This window comes from Micromonospora taraxaci, assembly GCF_007830095.1.
In the GTDB taxonomy this organism is placed as follows: domain Bacteria; phylum Actinomycetota; class Actinomycetes; order Mycobacteriales; family Micromonosporaceae; genus Micromonospora; species Micromonospora taraxaci.
In genome coordinates, this window is the sequence record NZ_VIWZ01000001.1 from 1109896 (window position 1) to 1128629 (window position 18734).

Sequence of the window (18734 nt, forward strand, 5' to 3'; positions counted from 1 at the left end):
CGACACGAGATCGCCGATATCGGGGTATCGACGGCATCCGGATACCCCCACCTCGGCGAACCGGTGTCGATCAAGCGGGATCGGCCACGCCCAGCCTCATTCGGGTGCGCAGGAGATGCCGTAGTACCCCTGTTCCTTGATGACCACCGGCCTGCCGACGCCGGTGATCGTGACGGTGCAGTCGATTGGCGTGGCGTTGTTGATGTCGGGCCCGGTGGCCTCGACCATCACCCTGGTCTGGCCGTTGGTCCGAATGGTGGTGCGCCACGGCAGCGTCGCGCCGTCGACATGCATGAGATCGCTCTCGGCGTCGTAGTACGCGATGTCCGCGGTACCCGAGCCGGTGACCTCGTAGACCACAGTCACCGGGGCCGGCCCCGACGTCGGCCGGGTGATCGGCTGCTTGCTCGGGGTCGAGGCCGCGGGGCCGGACCGCTCCGGAATGGGCGCACGTGTGGTGGGTGCGGTCCAACCGTCGTCAGGAACGACCCACGGCTCCCCGGCGACCGGGTCCGAGCCGGGCTCGTCGAGCAGGAAACCACCCGCGCAGAGGCAGCCACAGACGAGCACGACCAGCACCACGAAGGCCGCGACGACGATCCCCACGATCCGACCGGCGCTCGTGCTCCGGCCGCCGCTGAACTGCGGATAACCCGGGTAGGCGTACGGCGGCGGATAACCGTGGGGCGGCCACGCTACCTGCGGTGGCCATCCAGCTTGCGGCGGCTCCCCGGGAGGCGGGGGCCAGCCGGCGTGGGGCGGCCAGCCGGCGGGCGGGGGCGATCCGGCGTACGGGGGCGAACCGGCGTGCGTCGGATCCGCCGCGTACGTCGGGTCCGAGGTGTCGGGCTGGGGCGGCGTCCACGGGGACGCTGGTGACCCGGGCGTCCACGGGGACGTGGGTGATCCGGGCGTCCACCCGGTGGTGGGCGGCTGCGGCGTCCACTCGGTCGTGGGCGGTTGCGGCGTCCACGGCGCGGGCGTCCAGGGGGCCGGTGGCGCCCACGGCTGGCCCGGGGCGAGCGGGTCGGGTGCCGGCAGCGAAGCCGAGGACGGGGACGCCGTCGGATCCGACGGTGGCGGGCTGGGAAACGGGTCCGGCGGCGAGGAGGGGGACGGATCGGGCGGCGGCGCGTCGGACATGGCTGCTCCGGACGGGATCGGGTATGGGACGAACGGGCCGAGGGCAGGCGCGCGTAACCCGCCGAGAGACTTTCGTACCTCCAGGCGTGCCGCAACCCCGTCTGTCCCGCGCTGTCCCCCGAGCGGGCTGTGACGCTCGTCCCGTTGCGACCCGCCAACCACCTATCGCTCAAATTCGGTGATCGATAACCCGACTTTCGAGCACCCAACGTGAGTGAAACTGGGTTAGGCTGCGGGCCATGTGTGGAATCGTGGGATATGCGGGCGCGCGCCCCGCACTGAGCATCGTGCTCGACGGACTGCGGCGGCTGGAATACCGCGGCTACGACTCGGCGGGCGTCGCGATCGTCTGCGACGACCAACTGCTGACCGAGAAGAAGGCCGGCAAGCTGGCCAACCTGGAGAAGGTGCTCTCCGAGCGGGCCGCCGACGACCCGACCTCCTGCGCGGCCAGCCCGATCGGCATCGGTGACGGCACCACCGGCATCGGCCACACCCGCTGGGCCACCCACGGCGGCCCGACCGACCGCAACGCCCACCCGCACGTCGCACCGGACGGCCGGGTCGCGGTCATCCACAACGGCATCATCGAGAACTTCGCCAAGCTGCGTGCCGAGCTGGAGGCCGACGGGGTCCAGTTCGCCAGCGACACCGACACCGAGTGCGCCGCCCACCTGCTCTCCGCCGCGCTGGCTGACCTGCGCGCCGCCGGTCAGCCGGACGGCCCGCAGCTGCTCGCCGCCGGTATGCGGGTGGTCTGCCAGCGACTGGAGGGTGCGTTCACCCTGCTCGCTGTGGATGCCGCAGTGCCCGGCGCGGTCGTCGGCGCCCGGCGTAACTCCCCGCTGGTCGTCGGTCGGGGCAACGGGGAGAACTACCTGGCCAGTGACGTGGCGGCGTTCATCGAGCACACCCGGGAAGCGGTCGAGCTGGGTCAGGACCAGATCGTCCTGATCACCGGTGACAGCATCGAGATCACCGACTTCGAGGGCCAGCCTGCCGCCGGCAAGGACTTCCACATCGACTGGGACTCCTCGGCCGCGGAGAAGGGCGGCTACGACTGGTTCATGCTCAAGGAGATCGAGGAGCAGCCGCAGGCCATCGCCGACACGCTGCTCGGCCGGCTCACCGAGACCGGTGAGATCGCCCTCGACGAGGTCCGCCTCAGCGACCAGGACCTTCGCGACGTCGACAAGATCTTCATCGTGGCGTGCGGCACGGCGTACCACGCCGGGATGGTCGCCAAGTACGCCATCGAGCACTGGACCCGGATCCCGTGCGAGGTGGAGCTGGCCAGCGAGTTCCGCTACCGCGACCCGGTGCTCGACCGGTCCACGCTGATCGTGGTGATCTCGCAGTCCGGCGAGACGATGGACACCCTGATGGCGCTGCGCCACGCCAAGGATCAGAAGGCCCGGGTGTTGGCGATCTGCAACACCAACGGCTCGACCATTCCGCGCGAGTCGGACGCCGTGCTCTACACCCACGGTGGGCCGGAGATCGCCGTCGCCTCCACCAAGGCGTTCCTCACCCAGGTCGTCGCCTGCTACCTGATCGGCCTGCACCTGGCCCAGGTGCGCGGCATCAAGTTCGCCGACGAGGTGGGCGCGGTCGTCGCCCAGTTGCAGGAGATCCCGAGCAAGCTGCGTGAGCTGCTCGACCGGATCGAGCCCGTTCGCGAGCTGGCCCGGGACCTGAAGTCCGAGCCGACAGTGTTGTTCATCGGCCGGCACGTCGGCTACCCGGTGGCGCTGGAGGGTGCGCTGAAGCTCAAGGAGTTGGCGTACATGCACGCCGAGGGCTTCGCTGCCGGCGAGCTGAAGCACGGCCCGATCGCTCTGATCGACAAGGGCACCCCGGTGATCTGCGTGGTGCCGTCGCCGGTCGGCCGGGGCATGCTCCACGACAAGGTCGTCTCCAACATCCAGGAGGTTCGGGCGCGCGGTGCGCGGACCATCGTGATCGCCGAGGAGGGCGACGAGGCCGTCGTGCGGTACGCCGACCACCTGATCTACGTGCCGCGTACGCCGACCCTGCTGGCCCCGCTCGTCACCACTGTGCCGTTGCAGGTGCTCGCCGCCGAGATCGCCGCCGCTCGCGGGCACGACGTGGACCAGCCCCGCAACCTGGCCAAGTCGGTCACCGTCGAGTAGCCGCTCAGCGACCCAACACGACCCGGGCCATCCCGTCCAGCGCGGGATTGCCCGGGTCCCAGTAACCGGTGTGGCCGCCCCGCCCGCCGTCGAAGACCCGGCCGCCGAACCCCGGGTCCGACGGGTCGTGACCGAACCACAGCTCATGCCCGGTGCGGTCGGGCCAGCCGAGCACTGCGGCCAGCGGCGCCGCACCCAGCAGGGCCCGGTGTCCCAGCTCGTCCGCCGACCGGGCCGCGCGGATCACGTCGCCGGAAGCGCTGCTCGCCCAGACCTCCCCGGGCGGCACGCCCAACTCGGTGGCGTGCGCCGCGCCGACCCCGGGCGAGCCGACGAAGACCAGCGCGTCGGCGGCCAGCCCGTGCTCCCGGGCGGCCACACCCACCACCAGCGACCCGTAACTGTGCCCGAGCACGGTCTGCCGGGCCGGTGGCCCCTCGTGGGTGGCCCGCAACCCTTCCTGAAAGCGGTGCAGCGCCGGACCGGCGTCACGCGCCTGACCCGCCGAGGCAGCCTCGGTCAGGGAGTCCGGAGCGTCGTAGTCCAACCAGAGCACCGCCGCGCTGCGCTCACCCGGGGCGAGCGCCGCGCACCGGTCCAGCACCCGCGCCGCCCTGCCCAGCTCACCGGGGGCGTCGTCCAGGCCGGCGGTCATCCCCGGCACGTAGGTCAGCACCCGGTCAGCCCGGTCCGGGTCGCCGAGCGCCATCACCACCCGGCCCTCACCGGCCGGATCCAACCCGAGCAGGTACGCCCGGGGCTCCCCGCCGGCCGCCAGCCGTCCGGCCAGCGCGTCCAGGCCGGCCAACCGACCGGCGACGCCACGCAGCCGGAGCGACGTGAGTGGCAGGGGCGGCACCCGGGACAGCAGTTCGCGCCGCTCGGCCAGCAGTTCCTCCCGCCACACCCCGAGGTGCAGCCGGTTGGCCTGGTCGCGGTCGGTCGCCGGCACGCCGTCCCACCTGCCGACCAGTGCCGGCTCGTGCCCGATCAGCCACCGTCGCTGCGCCGGTGTCAAGCCTGACCACCAGGCGTGGACAAGAGTCGGCGTGGCATCCAGGGCCGGTCGGCCCGGCGGTGGCGGGGACGCCCACCCGGTGCCGGCGGCCCGGGCCAGCTCGTCCAACCGGTCGGCGGCGAGCCGATCGGCGACGCCCGCCCCGTCGAGCGCGTCCCGCAGGGCGGCCGTCACCCGCGCCGCCGCCGCGCCATCCCGCTCGGTGGACAGGGACCGGGCGGGATCGACGTGCACCCCGCCCGAGCGGTCCACCAGAAGGCCGGCCGCGCCCGCCTGGGCGACCGCGTCGGCGAGCCGCGCCTTCGCCACCGTCAGTCGTCCGGCCAGCTCGGCAAGCACCTGATCGGCCTCGATCAGTGCGGGCGCGACCGACGTCAGCTCGTCCCGCAGAGCGACGAGCCGGGAGCCCGCCGCAGTGGCCGCCGCGCCGGACCAACCATCCCGCAACCGGCCGCCCGCCGCCCGCAGCTCACCGGCGCGACGGTCGACCTGCTCGGTCAACCCGGCCCAGGCCACCCCGGCGGCCCGCCACCCGCTCGGGTCGGCCGCCCACAGTTGCCGGTAACCGACGCCGCTCACCGGGGCAGGGCGGCGAAGCGGTCGGCCGCCCGATCGTCCACCGTCTCGTACGCCTCGGCTGCCGCCCGCACCCCCTGCGAGGTCACCGCGACCCGGGCGCCCAGCCGGCACAGCCAGGTGTGCGCGGCCGCCTCCAGACCGGCCAGCGCCGTGCCGGCTCGCCACTCCGGCGCCGCGACCAGCAACCCGGGCCTCCCCGCGAGGCCCAGCGCTAGCCGGTGCGCCTCGCCGTCGAGCGTGCCGGCGAGCGCCCGCAACTCCTTTGGCCGGACAACGAACAACTCATCGGTCATGACCCCACCCCCGTGGACGATCGGCTTCGACGCGCTGACGCTAGGCCCGTACCGGTGGCCGTCAGGTGCCCTGTGGACAGCCCGCGGTGAGGCGTACCCCGGCCTGTCCACAGGCGTTGCCCGGCGCGGACCCGACGGCTAATCTGCGGCCGCGACCGCCGGTAGGGTGGTGTGGTGATCGTCGCCGTCGGCATCGACGTGGTCCTGGTCGACCGGTTCGCGCGGGCGCTGGCCCGGACGCCGCTGCTCGCCGATCGGCTCTTCACCACGGCCGAGCGACACACCCGCGCCGGTGCCCCACGCTCGTCGGAGTCGCTCGCCGCCCGCTTCGCCGCCAAGGAGGCGGTGGCCAAGGCGCTCGGTGCGCCGGCCGGGCTCAACTGGCACGACTGCGAGATCGTGTCCGACCCGGACGGCCGCCCCCGGCTCGCCGTCTCCGGCACTGTCGCCGCGGCGGCCGAGGCGCGTGGAGTCAACCACTGGCATCTGTCGTTGTCGCACGACGGGGGGATCGCGTCGGCGATGGTGGTCGCGGAACGGTGACGTCGGCTGGGCGGGCCGATCCGGTCCACCCGCGAACGGGATGGGACACGGTGGCATGAGATCGGTGTGGCGGGTTGCCGACGTACGGGCGGCAGAAGCAGGGCTGATGGGCACACTGCCGGAGGGGACGCTGATGCAGCGCGCCGCCGCCGGGCTGGCCCGTCGGGCCGCTCTCCTGCTCGACGAGCGCGGCGGGGTCTACGGCGGCCGGGTGCTGCTGCTGGTCGGCTCCGGTGACAACGGCGGCGACGCCCTGTACGCGGGGGAGCGGCTGGCCCGCCGGGGTGTCCACGTGTCCGCCCTGCTGCTCACCCCCGGGCGCGCGCACCCCGCCGGGTTGGCCGCGCTGCGAGCGGCCGGCGGTCGGCTGGTGCCGCAGCCCACCGGCCCGGTCGACCTGGTCCTCGACGGGATCGTCGGCATCGGTGGCACCGGTGGCCTGCGGGCTAACGCGGACGAGGTGGTCCAACGTCTCGGCGAGCTGCGGGGGCGGGACGGTGAGCGGGCGACTGTCGTGGCGGTCGACGTGCCGAGCGGGGTCGCGGTGGACACCGGCCACGTTCCGCTGTCCGCGTCCGGGCGACCGACCGCCGTGCGGGCCGACGTGACGGTGGCGTTCGGCGCGCTGAAGCCCGCACTGGTGGTCGGGCCGGCCGCCGCCCTGGCCGGGCAGGTGGAGTTGGTCGACATCGGGCTGCGGCCGTGGCTGCGAGGCACCCCCGCGCTACGGGTCACCGAGTGGTCCGACCTGGTCGAATGGTGGCCGGAGCTGGGACCGGCGTCGGAGAAGTACACCCGGGGTGTGGTGGGGGTCGCCACCGGCTCGGAGACCTACCCCGGCGCGGCGGTGCTCTCCGTCGGCGGGGCTCTGGCCGGGCCGACCGGCCTGGTCCGCTACGCCGGCAGCGCCCGCGCCGAGGTGCTGCACCAGCACCCCTCGGTGATCGCCAGCGGGCGGGTCGCCGACGCGGGCCGGGTGCAGGCCTGGGTCTGCGGCTCCGGGTTGGGCACCGGCGCGGACGCGGCAGCCGAGTTGCGCGCCGTACTGGCCGCCCCGGTGCCGGTGGTGCTCGACGCCGACGCGCTGACCCTGCTGGTGGACGGCTCGCTCGCCGACCGGCTGCGGGGCCGGGACGCGCCGATCGTGGTCACCCCGCACGACCGGGAGTTCACCCGACTCTGCGGGGAGGAGCCTGGCACCGACCGGGTCGGCTCCGCGCTGCGGCTGGCCGCCTGGATGAACGCCGTGGTGCTGCTCAAGGGGGATCGCACGGTGATCGGCACCCCAGACGGTCGGGCGTACGTCAACCCGACCGGCACCCCGGCGCTGGCCACCGGCGGCACCGGCGACGTGCTGGCCGGGCTGCTCGGCTCGCTGCTGGCCGCCGGAGTGCCCGCCGACCGGGCTGCGGCCTCGGCCGCGTACCTGCATGGGCTCGCCGGCCGGGAGGCGGCCCGGGGCGGGCCGGTGACCGCGCCCGACGTGGTCACCGCGCTTCGCCCGGTTGTCGCCCGGCTGGGCTGATCGTGCCGTCCCGGTCGGGTCGGCACCCGGGGGCGTGCGTCGCCGCCCCCGGTGATCACGGCGGAAAGTAGGCTGGGTGCATGTGGCAGGCCGAGGTACGCGTCGATCTTGACGCCATCCGCGAGAACGTGAGCCGACTCCGCTCCGGCACCACCGCCGAGCTGATGGCTGTGGTGAAGGGCGACGGGTACGGCCACGGCATGCTCCCGGCCGCCCGCGCTGCGCTTGACGCCGGCGCGGACTGGCTCGGTGTCTGCACCCTCGACGAAGCGCTCACCCTGCGGCGGGGAGGGGTGACTGCGCCGGTGCTGGCCTGGCTGCTCGCGCCGGGGCTGCCGTTGCACGAGGGGATCAGCGCCGGGGTGGACCTGGGCGCCGCCAGCCTGCCGCAACTGGACGAGATGATCGAGGCGAGCCGGCTCGCCGGGCGTCCCGCCCGCCTACACCTGAAGATCGACACCGGGCTGTCCCGGGGCGGCGCGACCGTCGCCGACTGGCCGGCGCTGCTGGACGCCGCCACGAAGGCGCAGGCCGACGGCCTGGTCGAGGTGGTCGGTGTGTGGAGCCACTTCGTGTACGCGGACTCGCCCGGCCACCCCACCACCGACCGTCAGCTGGCCGTCTTCCACGAGGGGTTGGCCATGGTCGAGCGGGCCGGTTTACGGCCGCGCTGGCGGCACCTCGCCAACTCGGCGGCCACCCTGACCCGCCCGGACACCCACTTCGACCTGGTCCGCCCCGGCATTGCCATCTACGGCCTCTCCCCGGTCGCCGGTGAGACGTACGGGCTGCGGCCGGCGATGACCGCCCGTGCCCGGGTGATGCTCACCAAACGGGTGCCCGCCGGCACCGGTGTCTCCTACGGGCACACCTACACCACCGAGGCCGACGCGAACCTGGCAGTGGTCCCACTGGGGTACGCCGACGGGGTTCCCCGGCATGCGTCCAACACCGGGCCGGTGCAGCTCGCCGGAGCGCGAAGGACCATCTCGGGGCGGGTCTGCATGGACCAGTTCGTGATCGACTGCGGTGACGACCCGGTGGCCGACGGCGACGTGGCGACCCTGTTCGGCAGCGGCGTCGACGGCGAACCGACGGCCGACGACTGGGCCGAGGCGGTCGGCACGATCAACTACGAGATCGTCACCCGCTTCGGCAGCACGCGCGTGCCTCGGATCTATGACGGCGAACGGCCATGAGCTACCGCATCCCGCGTCCGCGCACGGCGGCGGGTCGGGTCGCCGGCATCGTCGGCGCCGCGGTGGGGGTGGCCGCGGCAGGCCTGGCGGCCGGCGTCGCGACCGAACGCACACTGGTCCGCCGCTTCAAGGCCGACCCGACCGACCGCTACGCGCATGAGACGTTCGGCGAGCAGCGGTACGACGACGCGTTTCGTCTGGAGCTGCCGGACGGCACGGACATCCACGTCGAGGTGGTCGAGCCGACCCGGCCGGTGTCGGGGCACCCGACCGTGGTGCTGGTGCACGGCTTCTGCCTGGACATGGGGACGTTCCACTTCCAACGTCAGATGCTCGCCGAGCGCGGTGACTACCGGATCGTGGCGTACGACCAGCCTGGTCACGGCCGATCCGGCCGGTTGGAGACCGGGGAGTACGACCTCGCGGTGCTTGGCCGGACGCTGCGCCAGGTGATCGACCGGACCGCGCCGGACGGGCCGCTGATCCTGGTCGGTCACTCGATGGGCGGCATGACCATCATGGCGTTCGCCGAGTTGTTCCCGGAGCTGTTCGGTGACCGGGTGGTGGGCACGGTCCTGATGGCCACGTCGGGCGGGCTCATCGCGGAGACCAAGCTGGTCGCACCCGCGCTGCTCGGCCGGGTCGGCGGCCCGGTGCTGTACATGGTCAGCAACGCCACCCGGTACGGCGGGCCGGTCATCGACAAGGCCCGCAAGTCGACGTCGAACGTGGCCTGGCTGCTGACCCGCAAGTACGGCTTCGGCACCCGCAAGCCCAGCCCGGCGCTGGTGTCGTACGTGGAGACGATGAACTCCCGGACGTCGGCCGACACTGTCACCCGCTATCTGCGTACCCTGGCCACCCACTCGCGCTTCCCGGCGCTGGCGGCACTGGCGGCGACCCCGGTCCTGGTGGTGGTTGGCGACAAGGACATGATCACCCCGGTGACCCACTCCGAGGAGATCGTCCGGCGGCTGCCGCACGCCGAGTTCGTGAAGATCAAAGACAGTGGTCACGTGGTGATGCTGGAGCACGCCGACGAGGTCAACGCCGCGCTCGCGCGGTTCCTCGAGTCGATCGCAGAGCCGGAGGAACGGTGAGTCACGTCGTCAAGCTGCCGACCGTCGAGGACACCCGGGAGTTCGGCCGCCGCCTGGCCGGGCTGCTGCGCGCCGGCGACCTGGTGCTGTTGACCGGCCCGCTGGGCGCCGGCAAGACAGCGCTCACGCAGGGCATCGGCGCCGGGCTCGGTGTGCTCGGAGACGTCACCTCGCCGACGTTCGTGATCGCCCGGGTGCACCGGCCCGACCCGGCCCGGGACGGTCGGGTGGCGCTGGTGCACGCCGACGCGTACCGGTTGGGGGCTGCCACCGATCCGCGTGCCGAGATCGACGACCTGGACCTCGACGCTTCGGTGGACGACTCGGTGACAGTTGTGGAGTGGGGCGAGGGCCTGGTCGAGCAGTTGGTCGACGCGCACCTGCGGGTTCGGATCGACCGCCGCGACGACGACACCCGCGTCATCGAGCTGGACCCGGTCGGTGGTGACTGGGCTCGGCGGCTCGCCGACCTGGGCTAGGGCGGCCGCTGTCGTACCCGATGCCTAGAGTGCGGGGGACCGACCCGCGCTGTGAGAGGTTCCTGATGCCCGACGACGCCCCCGCCCTGGATCTGTTGGCCCTGCTGCCGGAGCAGTGGCGTGCCGTGCTCACCCCGCACCTGGACGCGGCGCGCACTGCCGCGCTGGGCGAGTTCGTCGCCCGCGAATACGCGACGCAGACCGTCTTCCCGCCGGTGGAGGACCTGTTCTCGGCCTATCGACTGTGCCCGCCGCAGGCCACCCGGGTGCTGATCCTCGGTCAGGACCCCTACCACCGGGCCGGGCAGGCACACGGGTTGAGCTTCAGCGTCCGCGACGGTGTGACGGTGCCACCGTCGTTGCGCAACGTCTTCAAGGAGTTGGGCGAGGACGTCGGCGTTCCCAAGCCGCGCAGCGGCAACCTCGACGGTTGGGCCGCCCAGGGTGTGTTGCTGCTCAACGCGGTGCTGACCGTCCGTCAGGCCACCCCGGGCTCGCACGCCAACGCCGGCTGGGAGGAGTTCACCGACGCGACCATCCGGGCGTTGGACGCGTCACCGGACCGGGTTGTCTTCCTGCTCTGGGGTGGCTACGCCCGCAAGAAGGCCGCCCTGGTCACCAACCCGCAGCACGTGGTGCTGGAGGCCGGCCATCCCAGCCCGATGAACCCGCGCGGCTTCCTCGGCAGCCGACCGTTCAGCGCGGCCAACAAGGCTCTCGCCGATGCCGGCCTGCCCACCATCGACTGGGAGCGCACCGCCGGCTGAACTCAGCCGCCGCTGGTCAGCTGGCGGTCCCGATAGCGGCGCAGCAACTCGGCGGCCCGGGCGTCGGTCAGCTCCAGCTCGACCAGCGGCACCACCTGGTAACTCCGCCGACCGTGGCGCACCTCGATCGTCTCGGGCAGCTCGTCGCACATGGTGGCCCTGATTTCGCCGTACGTGGTCGACCACCGGTGCTCGCCCGGCTCCTCCGGCTCCAACCACACTCCGCCGAACTCACTCCAGCGGGCGTTCCACCGCTGGCCGTAGTTCGTCTCCAGCCAGCGGGTGAACAGCTTGGAGTCCTGCCAGCGCAGGGCGATCTCCGGCGCGTCGACCGGCACCGGCGCGCCCTGCAGCAACGCGGCGGTGCTTCCGGTGAGCACCTGCGGGAAGTCGGGAAGCCGGTCCAACAGCTCGTCCAGGCCGAGCTCCTCGATCCGCTCCGCGATGGGACGCACCGCCAGGTCGTCGATGCGGGCATCGAGGTGCGCGTCCAGCGGTTCGACCCCGACCACCAACTGCACGTCCATCGCGGCGAGCAGTCGTTCCAGCACCGGGATGTTTGGCGCACGGTCGCCGCGCTCGATCCGGGCGATCGCTGTCTGACTGACCTTGGCGAGTTCGGCGAGTTGACGTTGGGTCAGTTCGCGCAGCTGCCGCTCGCGTCGCACCGTGGCGCCGAGCAGGGTGACGAGGCGAGTGGACGGCATCCTGGCATGGTGAACCAGCCGAACCAGCAGCGACATCGCTGAGCCGGATTGCTGACTGTGTCGGCGTCTCGGGTGGGGGTGCCCTGTTCTGTTGAGCGTGATTCCGCTGTGGCATCTAGATGCCACAGCGGAATCACGCTCAACAGCGAGTCCTGCCCCCCGGGGGATCAGCGTGCGCCGCCCGCCCGCCAGCCGCTCCCGGGCGGCGGGTGAGGGCGGGGCGTGACGGAGGGCTGCGGCGGGGGCGGCTAGGCTGGCTTACCGTGCTCGTACTCGTGGTGGACAGCTCGACCCCTGCGGTGACCGCAGCGCTGGTGGATGTCTCGGCGGACGGTGTGGTGTCCCGGGCGCACCGGTGCACGGTCGATGCCCGCGCGCACGGCGAACTGCTCGCCCCCCAGGTGGACGCCGTCCTCGCCGACGCCGACGCGCGCCCACGTGACCTGACCGCCATCGTCGCCGGGCTCGGCCCAGGGCCGTTCACCGGGCTGCGGGTCGGCCTGGTCACCGCCGCGACGATGGGGCAGGTGCTCGGCATCCCCACGTACGGCGTCTGCTCGCTGGACGCCATCGGCTACCCGGCGGCGTCCGGTGAGCCGGTGTTGGCCGCCAGCGACGCCCGGCGTAAGGAGCTCTACTGGGCCGTCTACGACGGCGCCGGCCAGCGGATCGTCGGGCCCGAGGTGTCGACCCCGGCGGTGGCCGCTGTGCGCGCCCGGGAGTTGGGTGCGACGATCGCGGTCGGCGACGGAGCGCACCGGTACGCCGAGACCCTGGACCTGCCCGTTCGGGTCGAGCCCCGGTACCCGGACGCCACGGTGCTGGCGCTGCTCGCCGCCGAGCGGATCCGGGCGGGTGCGCCCGGCGAGCGGCTCACCCCGCTCTACCTGCGCCGCCCCGACGCGGTGGCCGCGACCGGCCGTAAACCGGTCCTGCCATGACGGCGGTACGGCTCGTCCCGTTCCGCTGGTGGCACATCGACGACGTGCTGCCGATCGAGGCGGACCTCTTCGGGGCCGAGCAGTGGTCGCCCGGCATGTTCTGGAGCGAGTTGGCGAACGGGCACCACTACCGGGTCGCCGTCGACGAGGACGGTGCCGTACTCGGTTACGCCGGGCTCGCCGGAGTTCCCCCGGACGAGGTGTGGGTGCAGAACATCGCCGTCCGCCGGGACGCCCAGCGGCGCGGTGTGGGCCGTGCCCTCCTGGAGGACCTGCTCGCCGAGGCGGCCCGGCGCGAAACCCGCAGCACCCTGCTGGAGGTCGCCGTGGACAACGCCGCCGCCCAGCGGCTCTACGCGACGTACGGGTTCGAGCCGATCGGCGTGCGGCGCGGCTACTACCAACCGAGCAACACCGACGCGCTGGTCATGCGGCGCGACGCCGAGCCGACCGGGGACGGACCACACGACCATGGCTGACGAACCGCTGATCCTGGGTATCGAGACCTCCTGCGACGAGACCGGCGTCGGCATCGTGCGGGGGCACACCCTGCTGGCCGACGCGCTCGCCTCCAGCGTCGAGGAACACGCCCGGTTCGGGGGTGTGGTCCCCGAGGTGGCCAGCCGGGCACACCTGGAGGCCATCGTGCCGACCATGGACCGTGCCCTGACCGAGGCCGGCGTCACCCTGGCCGACATCGACGCGATCGCTGTCACCTCCGGGCCCGGTCTGGCCGGCGCGCTGCTGGTCGGTGTCGCCGCCGCCAAGGGGTACGCGCTCGCCGCCGAGAAGCCCGTGTACGGCGTGAACCACCTTGCCGCGCACGTCGCGGTGGACACCCTCGAACACGGCCCCCTGCCCGAGCCCGCCATCGCGCTGCTGGTATCCGGTGGCCACTCGTCCCTGCTGCTCGTCGACGACCTGGCCCGGGGCGTCACCCCACTGGGCGCCACCATCGACGACGCGGCCGGCGAGGCGTTCGACAAGGTCGCCCGGCTGCTCGGGCTGCCGTTCCCGGGTGGCCCGCCCATCGACCGGGAGGCCCGCGCCGGTGACGCCGCCTCGATCGCGTTCCCGCGTGGTCTGACCGCCGCGAAGGATCTCGCCGCCCACCGGTACGACTTCTCGTTCTCCGGGCTGAAGACGGCGGTGGCCCGGTGGGTCGAGGCCCGTCAGCGTGCCGGCGAGCCGGTGCCGGTGGCCGACGTGGCCGCGTCTTTCCAGGAGGCGGTCTGTGACGTCCTGACCAACAAGGCACTCGCCGCCTGCCGTGCCCAGGGCATCGAGACCCTGGTGATCGGCGGGGGAGTGGCGGCGAACTCGCGGCTGCGGGCGATGGCCGAGCAGCGGGCCGAGAAGTACGGCATCCAGGTCCGGGTGCCCCGGCCCAAGCTGTGCACCGACAACGGCGCGATGGTGGCCGCACTTGGTTCGCACCTGGTCGCCGCGGGGGTCGCACCGAGCCGACTCGACCTGCCGGCCGACTCGGCGCTGCCGTTGACCACGGTCAGCGTGTGACGGGGGCGGCGGACATGATCGTGCGGATGTGGGAGGCGCGCGCCGAGGCGTACGGCGTCGCGGATCTGATCACCTGGGTGTGCGACACCGCCCTGCCCGAGTTGGAGCACGACCCGCTGCACGTCTCCAGCGAGGTCTTCTCCTCCACCGACCATCGGGTGGTGGTCATCTCGAAGTGGCGCAGCAACCCGCGTCCGTTGCCGGATCCGCCCGCCCTGTTGGTGGCCCGCGCCCCGCACTCCTGGGACTTCACCCAGGTCGACCGCTGACGCGGGCCACCAAACGGGAGCAAGGTCAGCTGCGGCGCAGCATCCGGTAGGTGGCGATGCCGCCGGTGCCCAGCGCGGCGAGGAAGACCAGCCAGACGACTGTGCTGCTGACGCCGACCTGAGGACCGGAGTTGGCCGAGGCGGCGGCCAGCAGCCCGTCCTCACCGGGGGCGGGCAGCGCGGCCGGCGGCAGTTCCGGCCACCGAACCAGGCCGGTGGACTCCAGCATCTGCATGTGATGCGTGACGAAGCCGGTGGCGTCCTCGCAGAGCTTGCGGACGGTGGCGTCCCGGGTGCTGGCCCGTACTGCGCTGATCACCGGGAGAATGCTGCCGTGGGCGACCCGGAGGCGGGTCACGAAGATCTGGTCGAACCGAGCGCCGGAGGCGTCCTTCATCTCCGTCAGCCAGCCCTTTTGTTGGGCCGTCGGCTCGCTCGGGATGGTCGCGCCCAGCTTGTTGGCCGCCTCCACGACGAGTTCGTCGAGCCGCTGATGCTCACCGGCGATGCCGGCGCCGATCTCCCGTACTTTTGCCGACTGTCCCTTCTCGGCGGCCATCTGGCCGGCCGGCATCTCCCACAGCCCGGCCAACCGCACGCCGTTGAGCAGTGTCATGTCGGCGGCGTTGAGCTGTCGCCCGCCGGCGGGGGCGGCGATGGCAGCGCCGGGTAGGACACCGACCCCCGCGATGATCGCGATGAGCAGCATCGCCGCTCGGTGGGTCCGGTTGCCCAGTCGGCGATGGGCGGATCTGAGCGGTGCCATGTCTGTGGTGCCTCCTCGGTCCGGACCGGATCGCGTCTGGACCGGCCAGCCGTACGCTCCCGGCTGCCCGTCCGCCCACTGGTACGGACCGATCGCGTGATCAGTTCACCGGTTGGCGACGTGGATCAGCGCGTGATGGCGAGGAAGCCGCCGAGCAGCAGCAGAGTGATAGCTGCGGCGGCGAAGAGCATCAGCAGCTCGCGACGCCCGTGCCCGACGGTGTCGCTGCCGACAACCGGGTCGGACAGAGCGGGAAGGTCGCGGGTCAGCGCGGCCAGGTCGCCGAGGGTGCGTGCCGTCCACACTGCACCGGCCCGGTCGGAGAACTCGTCGAGGGTCAGCCGCCCCGCCGCAGTGTGCCGGTGCAGCTCGGCGACCACCCGGTTACGGTCGTCGTCCGAGGCGCGCAACTCGACATCCACGCCGGACAGCGTACGCGGGTCAGCCCACGTCGAGGGGGTCGGCGAGGAGCCGTTCGAAGGCCAGTTCGGCGGCCCCGATCAGCGGGGCGTCCTCGCCCAGTTTGGGCGTACGCAGCCGGACGTGTTCCAGGCAGGCGCCCAGCGCGTTGGAGTTGAGCCGGCTACGGATCTGGGCGGCGGCGGCGAGGTAGAGGTCGCGCATGGTGCCGCCGAAGATCACCATTTCAGGGTTGAAGACGTTCACCAGGTTGGCGACTCCGAAGCCGAGCCAGTCGCCGGCCTGGCGGACCGCCGTCTGTGCCCGCGCGTCACCCCGGTCGGCGGCGTCGAAGACCTCCAGCAACGCGTCGCGGCCCCGCGCGTCGGACCGTCCGGCGGCGCGCAGCAGACCGTGCTCGCCGATCTCGGTCTCCCAGCAGCCCCGGGCACCGCACTCGCAGGGCCTGCCGTCGCGGACCACCTTCATGTGTCCGACCTCGCCGCCGTACCCGCCGTGCCCGGTCAGCCGCCGTCCACCGGCGATGATGCCGGCACCCACGCCGACGTCCCCGTACAGGTAGAGGACGTTGTCGCAGCCGGCCGCCACACCCCGGGCGTGCTCGGCGAACGCGGCGACGTCGGCCACGTTGCCCACCGTGACCGGTACGTCGATGCCCAACTCGTCGGCGACTGCCGCGCCGATCGGCTCGTCCACCCAGCCGGTGGTCGGACCGAGCCGCACCAGGCCGTCGTCTCGACGGACCATGCCGCAGACGGCGACACCGGCGCCGACGCAGATCGCGTCGGCCGGGACCAGTTGCTGCATCTCCTTGACCGCGCCGGCCAACAGCGGCGCGGCCTCGGCGGCCAGTAACCCGCGCGGTCGGTCCAGTTCACGGCGGTCCAGGACCGCGCCGCCCAGACCGACCCGGGCGGCGCGTAACCGGTCCACCTCCACCGAGTACGCGTACGCGTAGACCCGGGCCGACTCGGGCCGGACGACGAGTGACGGTCGTCCGGCCCGGCCGGTCTCCTTCGGTGCCCCCTCACTGACCAGCCCCACCGCGGACAGGTCGGCGGTGAGCGCGCCGATGGTGCTGCGGTTGAGGCCCAGTGTGGTGGTCAGTTCGGCCCGCGTGGTCGCCCCGTGGACGTGCACGTGTCTCAGCAGGGCCCCGAGGTTCTGCCGTCTGACGTCGTCCTGGCTAGGTCCTGGGCGCATCGTGGTGCTACCTCCCGCGCGGGGTCAGCGGGTGCCGGTGGCTGCCGCGCGGCGGCGGGAGAGAGCATCGACGCTGGCAGCGAGCAGCAGGACGACGCCGGTGACCACGTACTTGACTCCTGCGCTGTACCCCATCAGGCCCATTCCGTTTTCGATGACCGCGACGACCGCGCCGCCGAGCACTGCGTCGAGGACCCGGCCCTTGCCGCCGAAGAGGCTGGTGCCGCCGATCACCGCCGCGCCGACCGCGTAGAGCAGTACGTTACTGCCCCCCGTGTTCGGGTCGACCGAGTTGGCCCGGCTGGCCGCCACGATGCCGCCGACAGCCGCCATGGACGAGCAGATCATGAAGACCGAGATCCGGATCCGGTCGACGTCGATGCCGGCCCGGCGGGCCGCTTCCCGGTTGCCGCCGACGGCGTAGATGTGCCGACCGTAGCTGGTGCGTTGGAGCACGAAGGTCCACACGATCAGCAGCACCGCGATGATCGGCACCACGATCGGCACGCCCTTGAGTGAGCTGATCAGGACGTTGCGGCTGCGTTCGAGGTTGAGCACGTACACCGCGGTGGCGAGGATGACGGCGAGCCCGCCGATCCGCAGCGCCACCACCGCGATCGGGTCGGTGATCAGACCGCGGGCCACCCGGTTGCGGTGGCGCAGCAGTTGCACCGCCGCGTAGCCGACGATCGCGAGCACTGCCAGCGCCCAGCCCAGGGTGGGGGTGAGGTTGCGGTTGGCGATGGCGACCAGCACCTCGTCGCGGACGGAGATGTTGGTGCCCTCCTTCACCAGCAGCAACACGATGCCCTGGAAGGCGAGGAAGCCGGCGAGGGTGACCACGAAGGACGGAATGCCGATCTTCGCGACGAGCAGGCCGAGGCTGGTGCCGATGACCAGGCCGGTGGCGATCCCGGCGAGCACGGCGACCCACCAGGGGTAGCCGAGGACGGTGACCACATTGGCCAGTACCGCCGCGCAGACGCCGCTGGCGAAGCCCGCGGAGAGGTCGATCTCGCCCAGCAGCAGCACGAAGACCAGACCCATCGCGATCAGCGTGACCGCCGCGCCCTGGGTGAAGAGGTTGGCGAAGTTGCCGGCCGACAGGAACGACGACGGCCGCATGATCGCGAAGACGGTGCAGAGCACGATCAGGCCGAGCACGGCCGGTAGCGCGCCGACGTCGCCGCCGCGTACCCGGCTCAGGTAGTTGCGGGCGTGGCCCCCGACGGTCGGCGGCGGTGTGACGGCCGCGGGGCCGTCCTTCCGCACGGCGGTGGTGGTCATCGGGCGCCTCCTGAGATCGAGTCGGCCGGCTGCGGGCCGTCGCCGTTGCTGCCCGGGTCGGCGGCGATGCCGAGCCCGCCCGAGCGCCCGGCGGTGATCAGCTCGACCACCTGCGCGTGGGTGATGTCGGTGGTCTTCACCTGGGCGACCATCTGGCCGAGGTACAGCGCGGCGATCCGGTCGGAGACGGCGAAGACGTCGTTCATGTTGTGCGAGATGAGCACCACGGCCAGGCCGTTGTCGGCGAGACGGCGGACCAGTTCGAGCACCTGGGCGGTCTGTGCCACGCCGAGTGCCGCGGTCGGCTCGTCCAGGATGACCAGCTTGCTGTTCCACAGCACGGCCTTGGCGATGGCCACGGTCTGACGCTGACCACCGGAGAGGCTGGACACGTGCTGGCGCAGCGAGGTGACGGTGCGGATGGATAGCCCGGCGAGCGTCTCGGCGGCGAGCTGTTCCATGGTCGGCTCGTCGAGGACGATGCCGCTGCGCTTCTCCCGGCCGAGGAACATGTTCTGCACGATGTCCAGGTTGTCGCAGAGCGCGAGGTCCTGGTAGACGACCTCGATGCCGAGCGCGGCGGCGTCGCGGGGGCTGCCGATGTGCACTGGTTCACCGTTGAACAGGAACTCACCGGCATCGGTGGGGTGGATGCCACTGATGCACTTCACCAGGGTCGACTTGCCGGCGCCGTTGTCACCGACCAGTGCGGTGACTTCGCCCGGGTGGACGGTCAGGGCGACGTCGCGGAGCACCTGGACGGGACCGAAGCTCTTGTCGATCCCGCGGAGTTCCAGCAGGGGGGTCGCGGACACGGGGGTCTC

The 18734-nt window shown here is 72.5% G+C and carries 20 protein-coding genes; 11 read left to right on the forward strand and 9 right to left on the reverse strand.

Translation table 11 applies throughout. The annotated features are described in order from the left end of the window. Positions 1–96: 96 nt before the first annotated feature. Positions 97–606, reverse strand: coding sequence for an MmpS family transport accessory protein (locus tag FHU34_RS32840; RefSeq protein WP_167524764.1), 510 nt, complete (start codon positions 604–606; stop codon positions 97–99). Between the two features lie 776 nt (positions 607–1382). Between FHU34_RS32840 and glmS the strand changes: the two genes are divergently transcribed. Continuing rightward, complete coding sequence (glmS, locus tag FHU34_RS05320; RefSeq protein WP_145778943.1) at positions 1383–3296, forward strand: glutamine--fructose-6-phosphate transaminase (isomerizing); 1914 nt, start codon at positions 1383–1385, stop codon at positions 3294–3296. A 4-nt stretch (positions 3297–3300) separates the two neighbouring features. Here the strand turns inward: glmS and FHU34_RS05325 are convergent, their stop codons facing one another. Beyond that, positions 3301–4893, reverse strand: a complete 1593-nt coding sequence (locus FHU34_RS05325) for an alpha/beta hydrolase (protein ID WP_145778944.1) — start codon at positions 4891–4893, stop codon at positions 3301–3303. Further along, a complete protein-coding gene (locus FHU34_RS05330) occupies positions 4890–5186 on the reverse strand; it encodes a type VII secretion target (protein ID WP_145778945.1) in 297 nt (98 codons plus the stop codon). Before FHU34_RS05330 ends, FHU34_RS05325 begins: the two co-directional genes overlap by 4 nt. 174 nt (positions 5187–5360) lie before the next feature. Here FHU34_RS05330 and FHU34_RS05335 point away from each other — a divergent pair, with 174 nt between their 5' ends. From FHU34_RS05335 to ung, 6 genes are all read left to right on the forward strand, one after another. Beyond that, on the forward strand, positions 5361–5729 hold the full coding sequence (locus tag FHU34_RS05335; protein WP_145778946.1) for a holo-ACP synthase: 369 nt from the start codon (positions 5361–5363) through the stop codon (positions 5727–5729). Positions 5730–5784: 55 nt separating this feature from the next. After that, positions 5785–7254: an NAD(P)H-hydrate dehydratase gene (locus tag FHU34_RS05340; protein ID WP_145778947.1), complete on the forward strand. Its 1470-nt coding sequence runs from the start codon at positions 5785–5787 to the stop codon at positions 7252–7254. A gap of 80 nt (positions 7255–7334) precedes the next feature. Then, positions 7335–8453, forward strand: coding sequence for an alanine racemase (gene alr, locus FHU34_RS05345; RefSeq protein ID WP_145778948.1), 1119 nt, complete (start codon positions 7335–7337; stop codon positions 8451–8453). Next, positions 8450–9553: an alpha/beta fold hydrolase gene (locus FHU34_RS05350; protein ID WP_145778949.1), complete on the forward strand. Its 1104-nt coding sequence runs from the start codon at positions 8450–8452 to the stop codon at positions 9551–9553. Before alr ends, FHU34_RS05350 begins: the two co-directional genes overlap by 4 nt. Further along, positions 9550–10032: a tRNA (adenosine(37)-N6)-threonylcarbamoyltransferase complex ATPase subunit type 1 TsaE gene (tsaE, locus tag FHU34_RS05355; RefSeq protein WP_145778950.1), complete on the forward strand. Its 483-nt coding sequence runs from the start codon at positions 9550–9552 to the stop codon at positions 10030–10032. The genes FHU34_RS05350 and tsaE overlap by 4 nt, the downstream gene beginning before the upstream one ends. Positions 10033–10097: 65 nt before the next feature. Continuing rightward, positions 10098–10799 carry a uracil-DNA glycosylase gene (gene ung / locus FHU34_RS05360; protein WP_145778951.1) on the forward strand — a complete coding sequence of 234 codons (702 nt, stop codon included), beginning with the start codon at positions 10098–10100 and terminating at the stop codon, positions 10797–10799. Positions 10800–10801: 2 nt separating this feature from the next. Here the strand turns inward: ung and FHU34_RS05365 are convergent, their stop codons facing one another. Continuing rightward, on the reverse strand, positions 10802–11506 hold the full coding sequence (locus tag FHU34_RS05365; protein ID WP_244311557.1) for a helix-turn-helix domain-containing protein: 705 nt from the start codon (positions 11504–11506) through the stop codon (positions 10802–10804). A gap of 263 nt (positions 11507–11769) precedes the next feature. Between FHU34_RS05365 and tsaB the strand changes: the two genes are divergently transcribed. The 4 genes from tsaB to FHU34_RS05385 are packed head-to-tail and all read left to right on the forward strand — an operon-like array spanning position 11770 to position 14234. Beyond that, entirely contained in the window at positions 11770–12447 is a 678-nt protein-coding gene (tsaB, locus tag FHU34_RS05370; RefSeq protein ID WP_145778953.1) for a tRNA (adenosine(37)-N6)-threonylcarbamoyltransferase complex dimerization subunit type 1 TsaB, read from the forward strand. Further along, positions 12444–12926, forward strand: coding sequence for a ribosomal protein S18-alanine N-acetyltransferase (gene rimI, locus FHU34_RS05375; RefSeq protein ID WP_145778954.1), 483 nt, complete (start codon positions 12444–12446; stop codon positions 12924–12926). Before tsaB ends, rimI begins: the two co-directional genes overlap by 4 nt. Next, positions 12919–13965, forward strand: a complete 1047-nt coding sequence (gene tsaD, locus FHU34_RS05380) for a tRNA (adenosine(37)-N6)-threonylcarbamoyltransferase complex transferase subunit TsaD (protein ID WP_145778955.1) — start codon at positions 12919–12921, stop codon at positions 13963–13965. The genes rimI and tsaD overlap by 8 nt, the downstream gene beginning before the upstream one ends. A gap of 14 nt (positions 13966–13979) precedes the next feature. Then, positions 13980–14234 carry a hypothetical protein gene (locus tag FHU34_RS05385; RefSeq protein ID WP_053660576.1) on the forward strand — a complete coding sequence of 85 codons (255 nt, stop codon included), beginning with the start codon at positions 13980–13982 and terminating at the stop codon, positions 14232–14234. Between the two features lie 25 nt (positions 14235–14259). Here the strand turns inward: FHU34_RS05385 and FHU34_RS05390 are convergent, their stop codons facing one another. From FHU34_RS05390 to FHU34_RS05410, 5 genes are all read right to left on the reverse strand, one after another. Further along, positions 14260–15000: a DUF4142 domain-containing protein gene (locus tag FHU34_RS05390; RefSeq protein WP_145778956.1), complete on the reverse strand. Its 741-nt coding sequence runs from the start codon at positions 14998–15000 to the stop codon at positions 14260–14262. 125 nt (positions 15001–15125) lie between these two features. Then, entirely contained in the window at positions 15126–15422 is a 297-nt protein-coding gene (locus FHU34_RS05395) for a DUF1707 SHOCT-like domain-containing protein (RefSeq protein WP_145778957.1), read from the reverse strand. A 19-nt stretch (positions 15423–15441) separates the two neighbouring features. After that, positions 15442–16623, reverse strand: a complete 1182-nt coding sequence (locus tag FHU34_RS05400; protein WP_145778958.1) for an ROK family protein — start codon at positions 16621–16623, stop codon at positions 15442–15444. 24 nt (positions 16624–16647) lie between these two features. Beyond that, positions 16648–17910 carry a sugar ABC transporter permease gene (locus tag FHU34_RS05405; protein ID WP_145778959.1) on the reverse strand — a complete coding sequence of 421 codons (1263 nt, stop codon included), beginning with the start codon at positions 17908–17910 and terminating at the stop codon, positions 16648–16650. Beyond that, complete coding sequence (locus tag FHU34_RS05410) at positions 17907–18725, reverse strand: ATP-binding cassette domain-containing protein (protein ID WP_088987645.1); 819 nt, start codon at positions 18723–18725, stop codon at positions 17907–17909. The genes FHU34_RS05405 and FHU34_RS05410 overlap by 4 nt, the downstream gene beginning before the upstream one ends. Positions 18726–18734 lie beyond the last annotated feature (9 nt).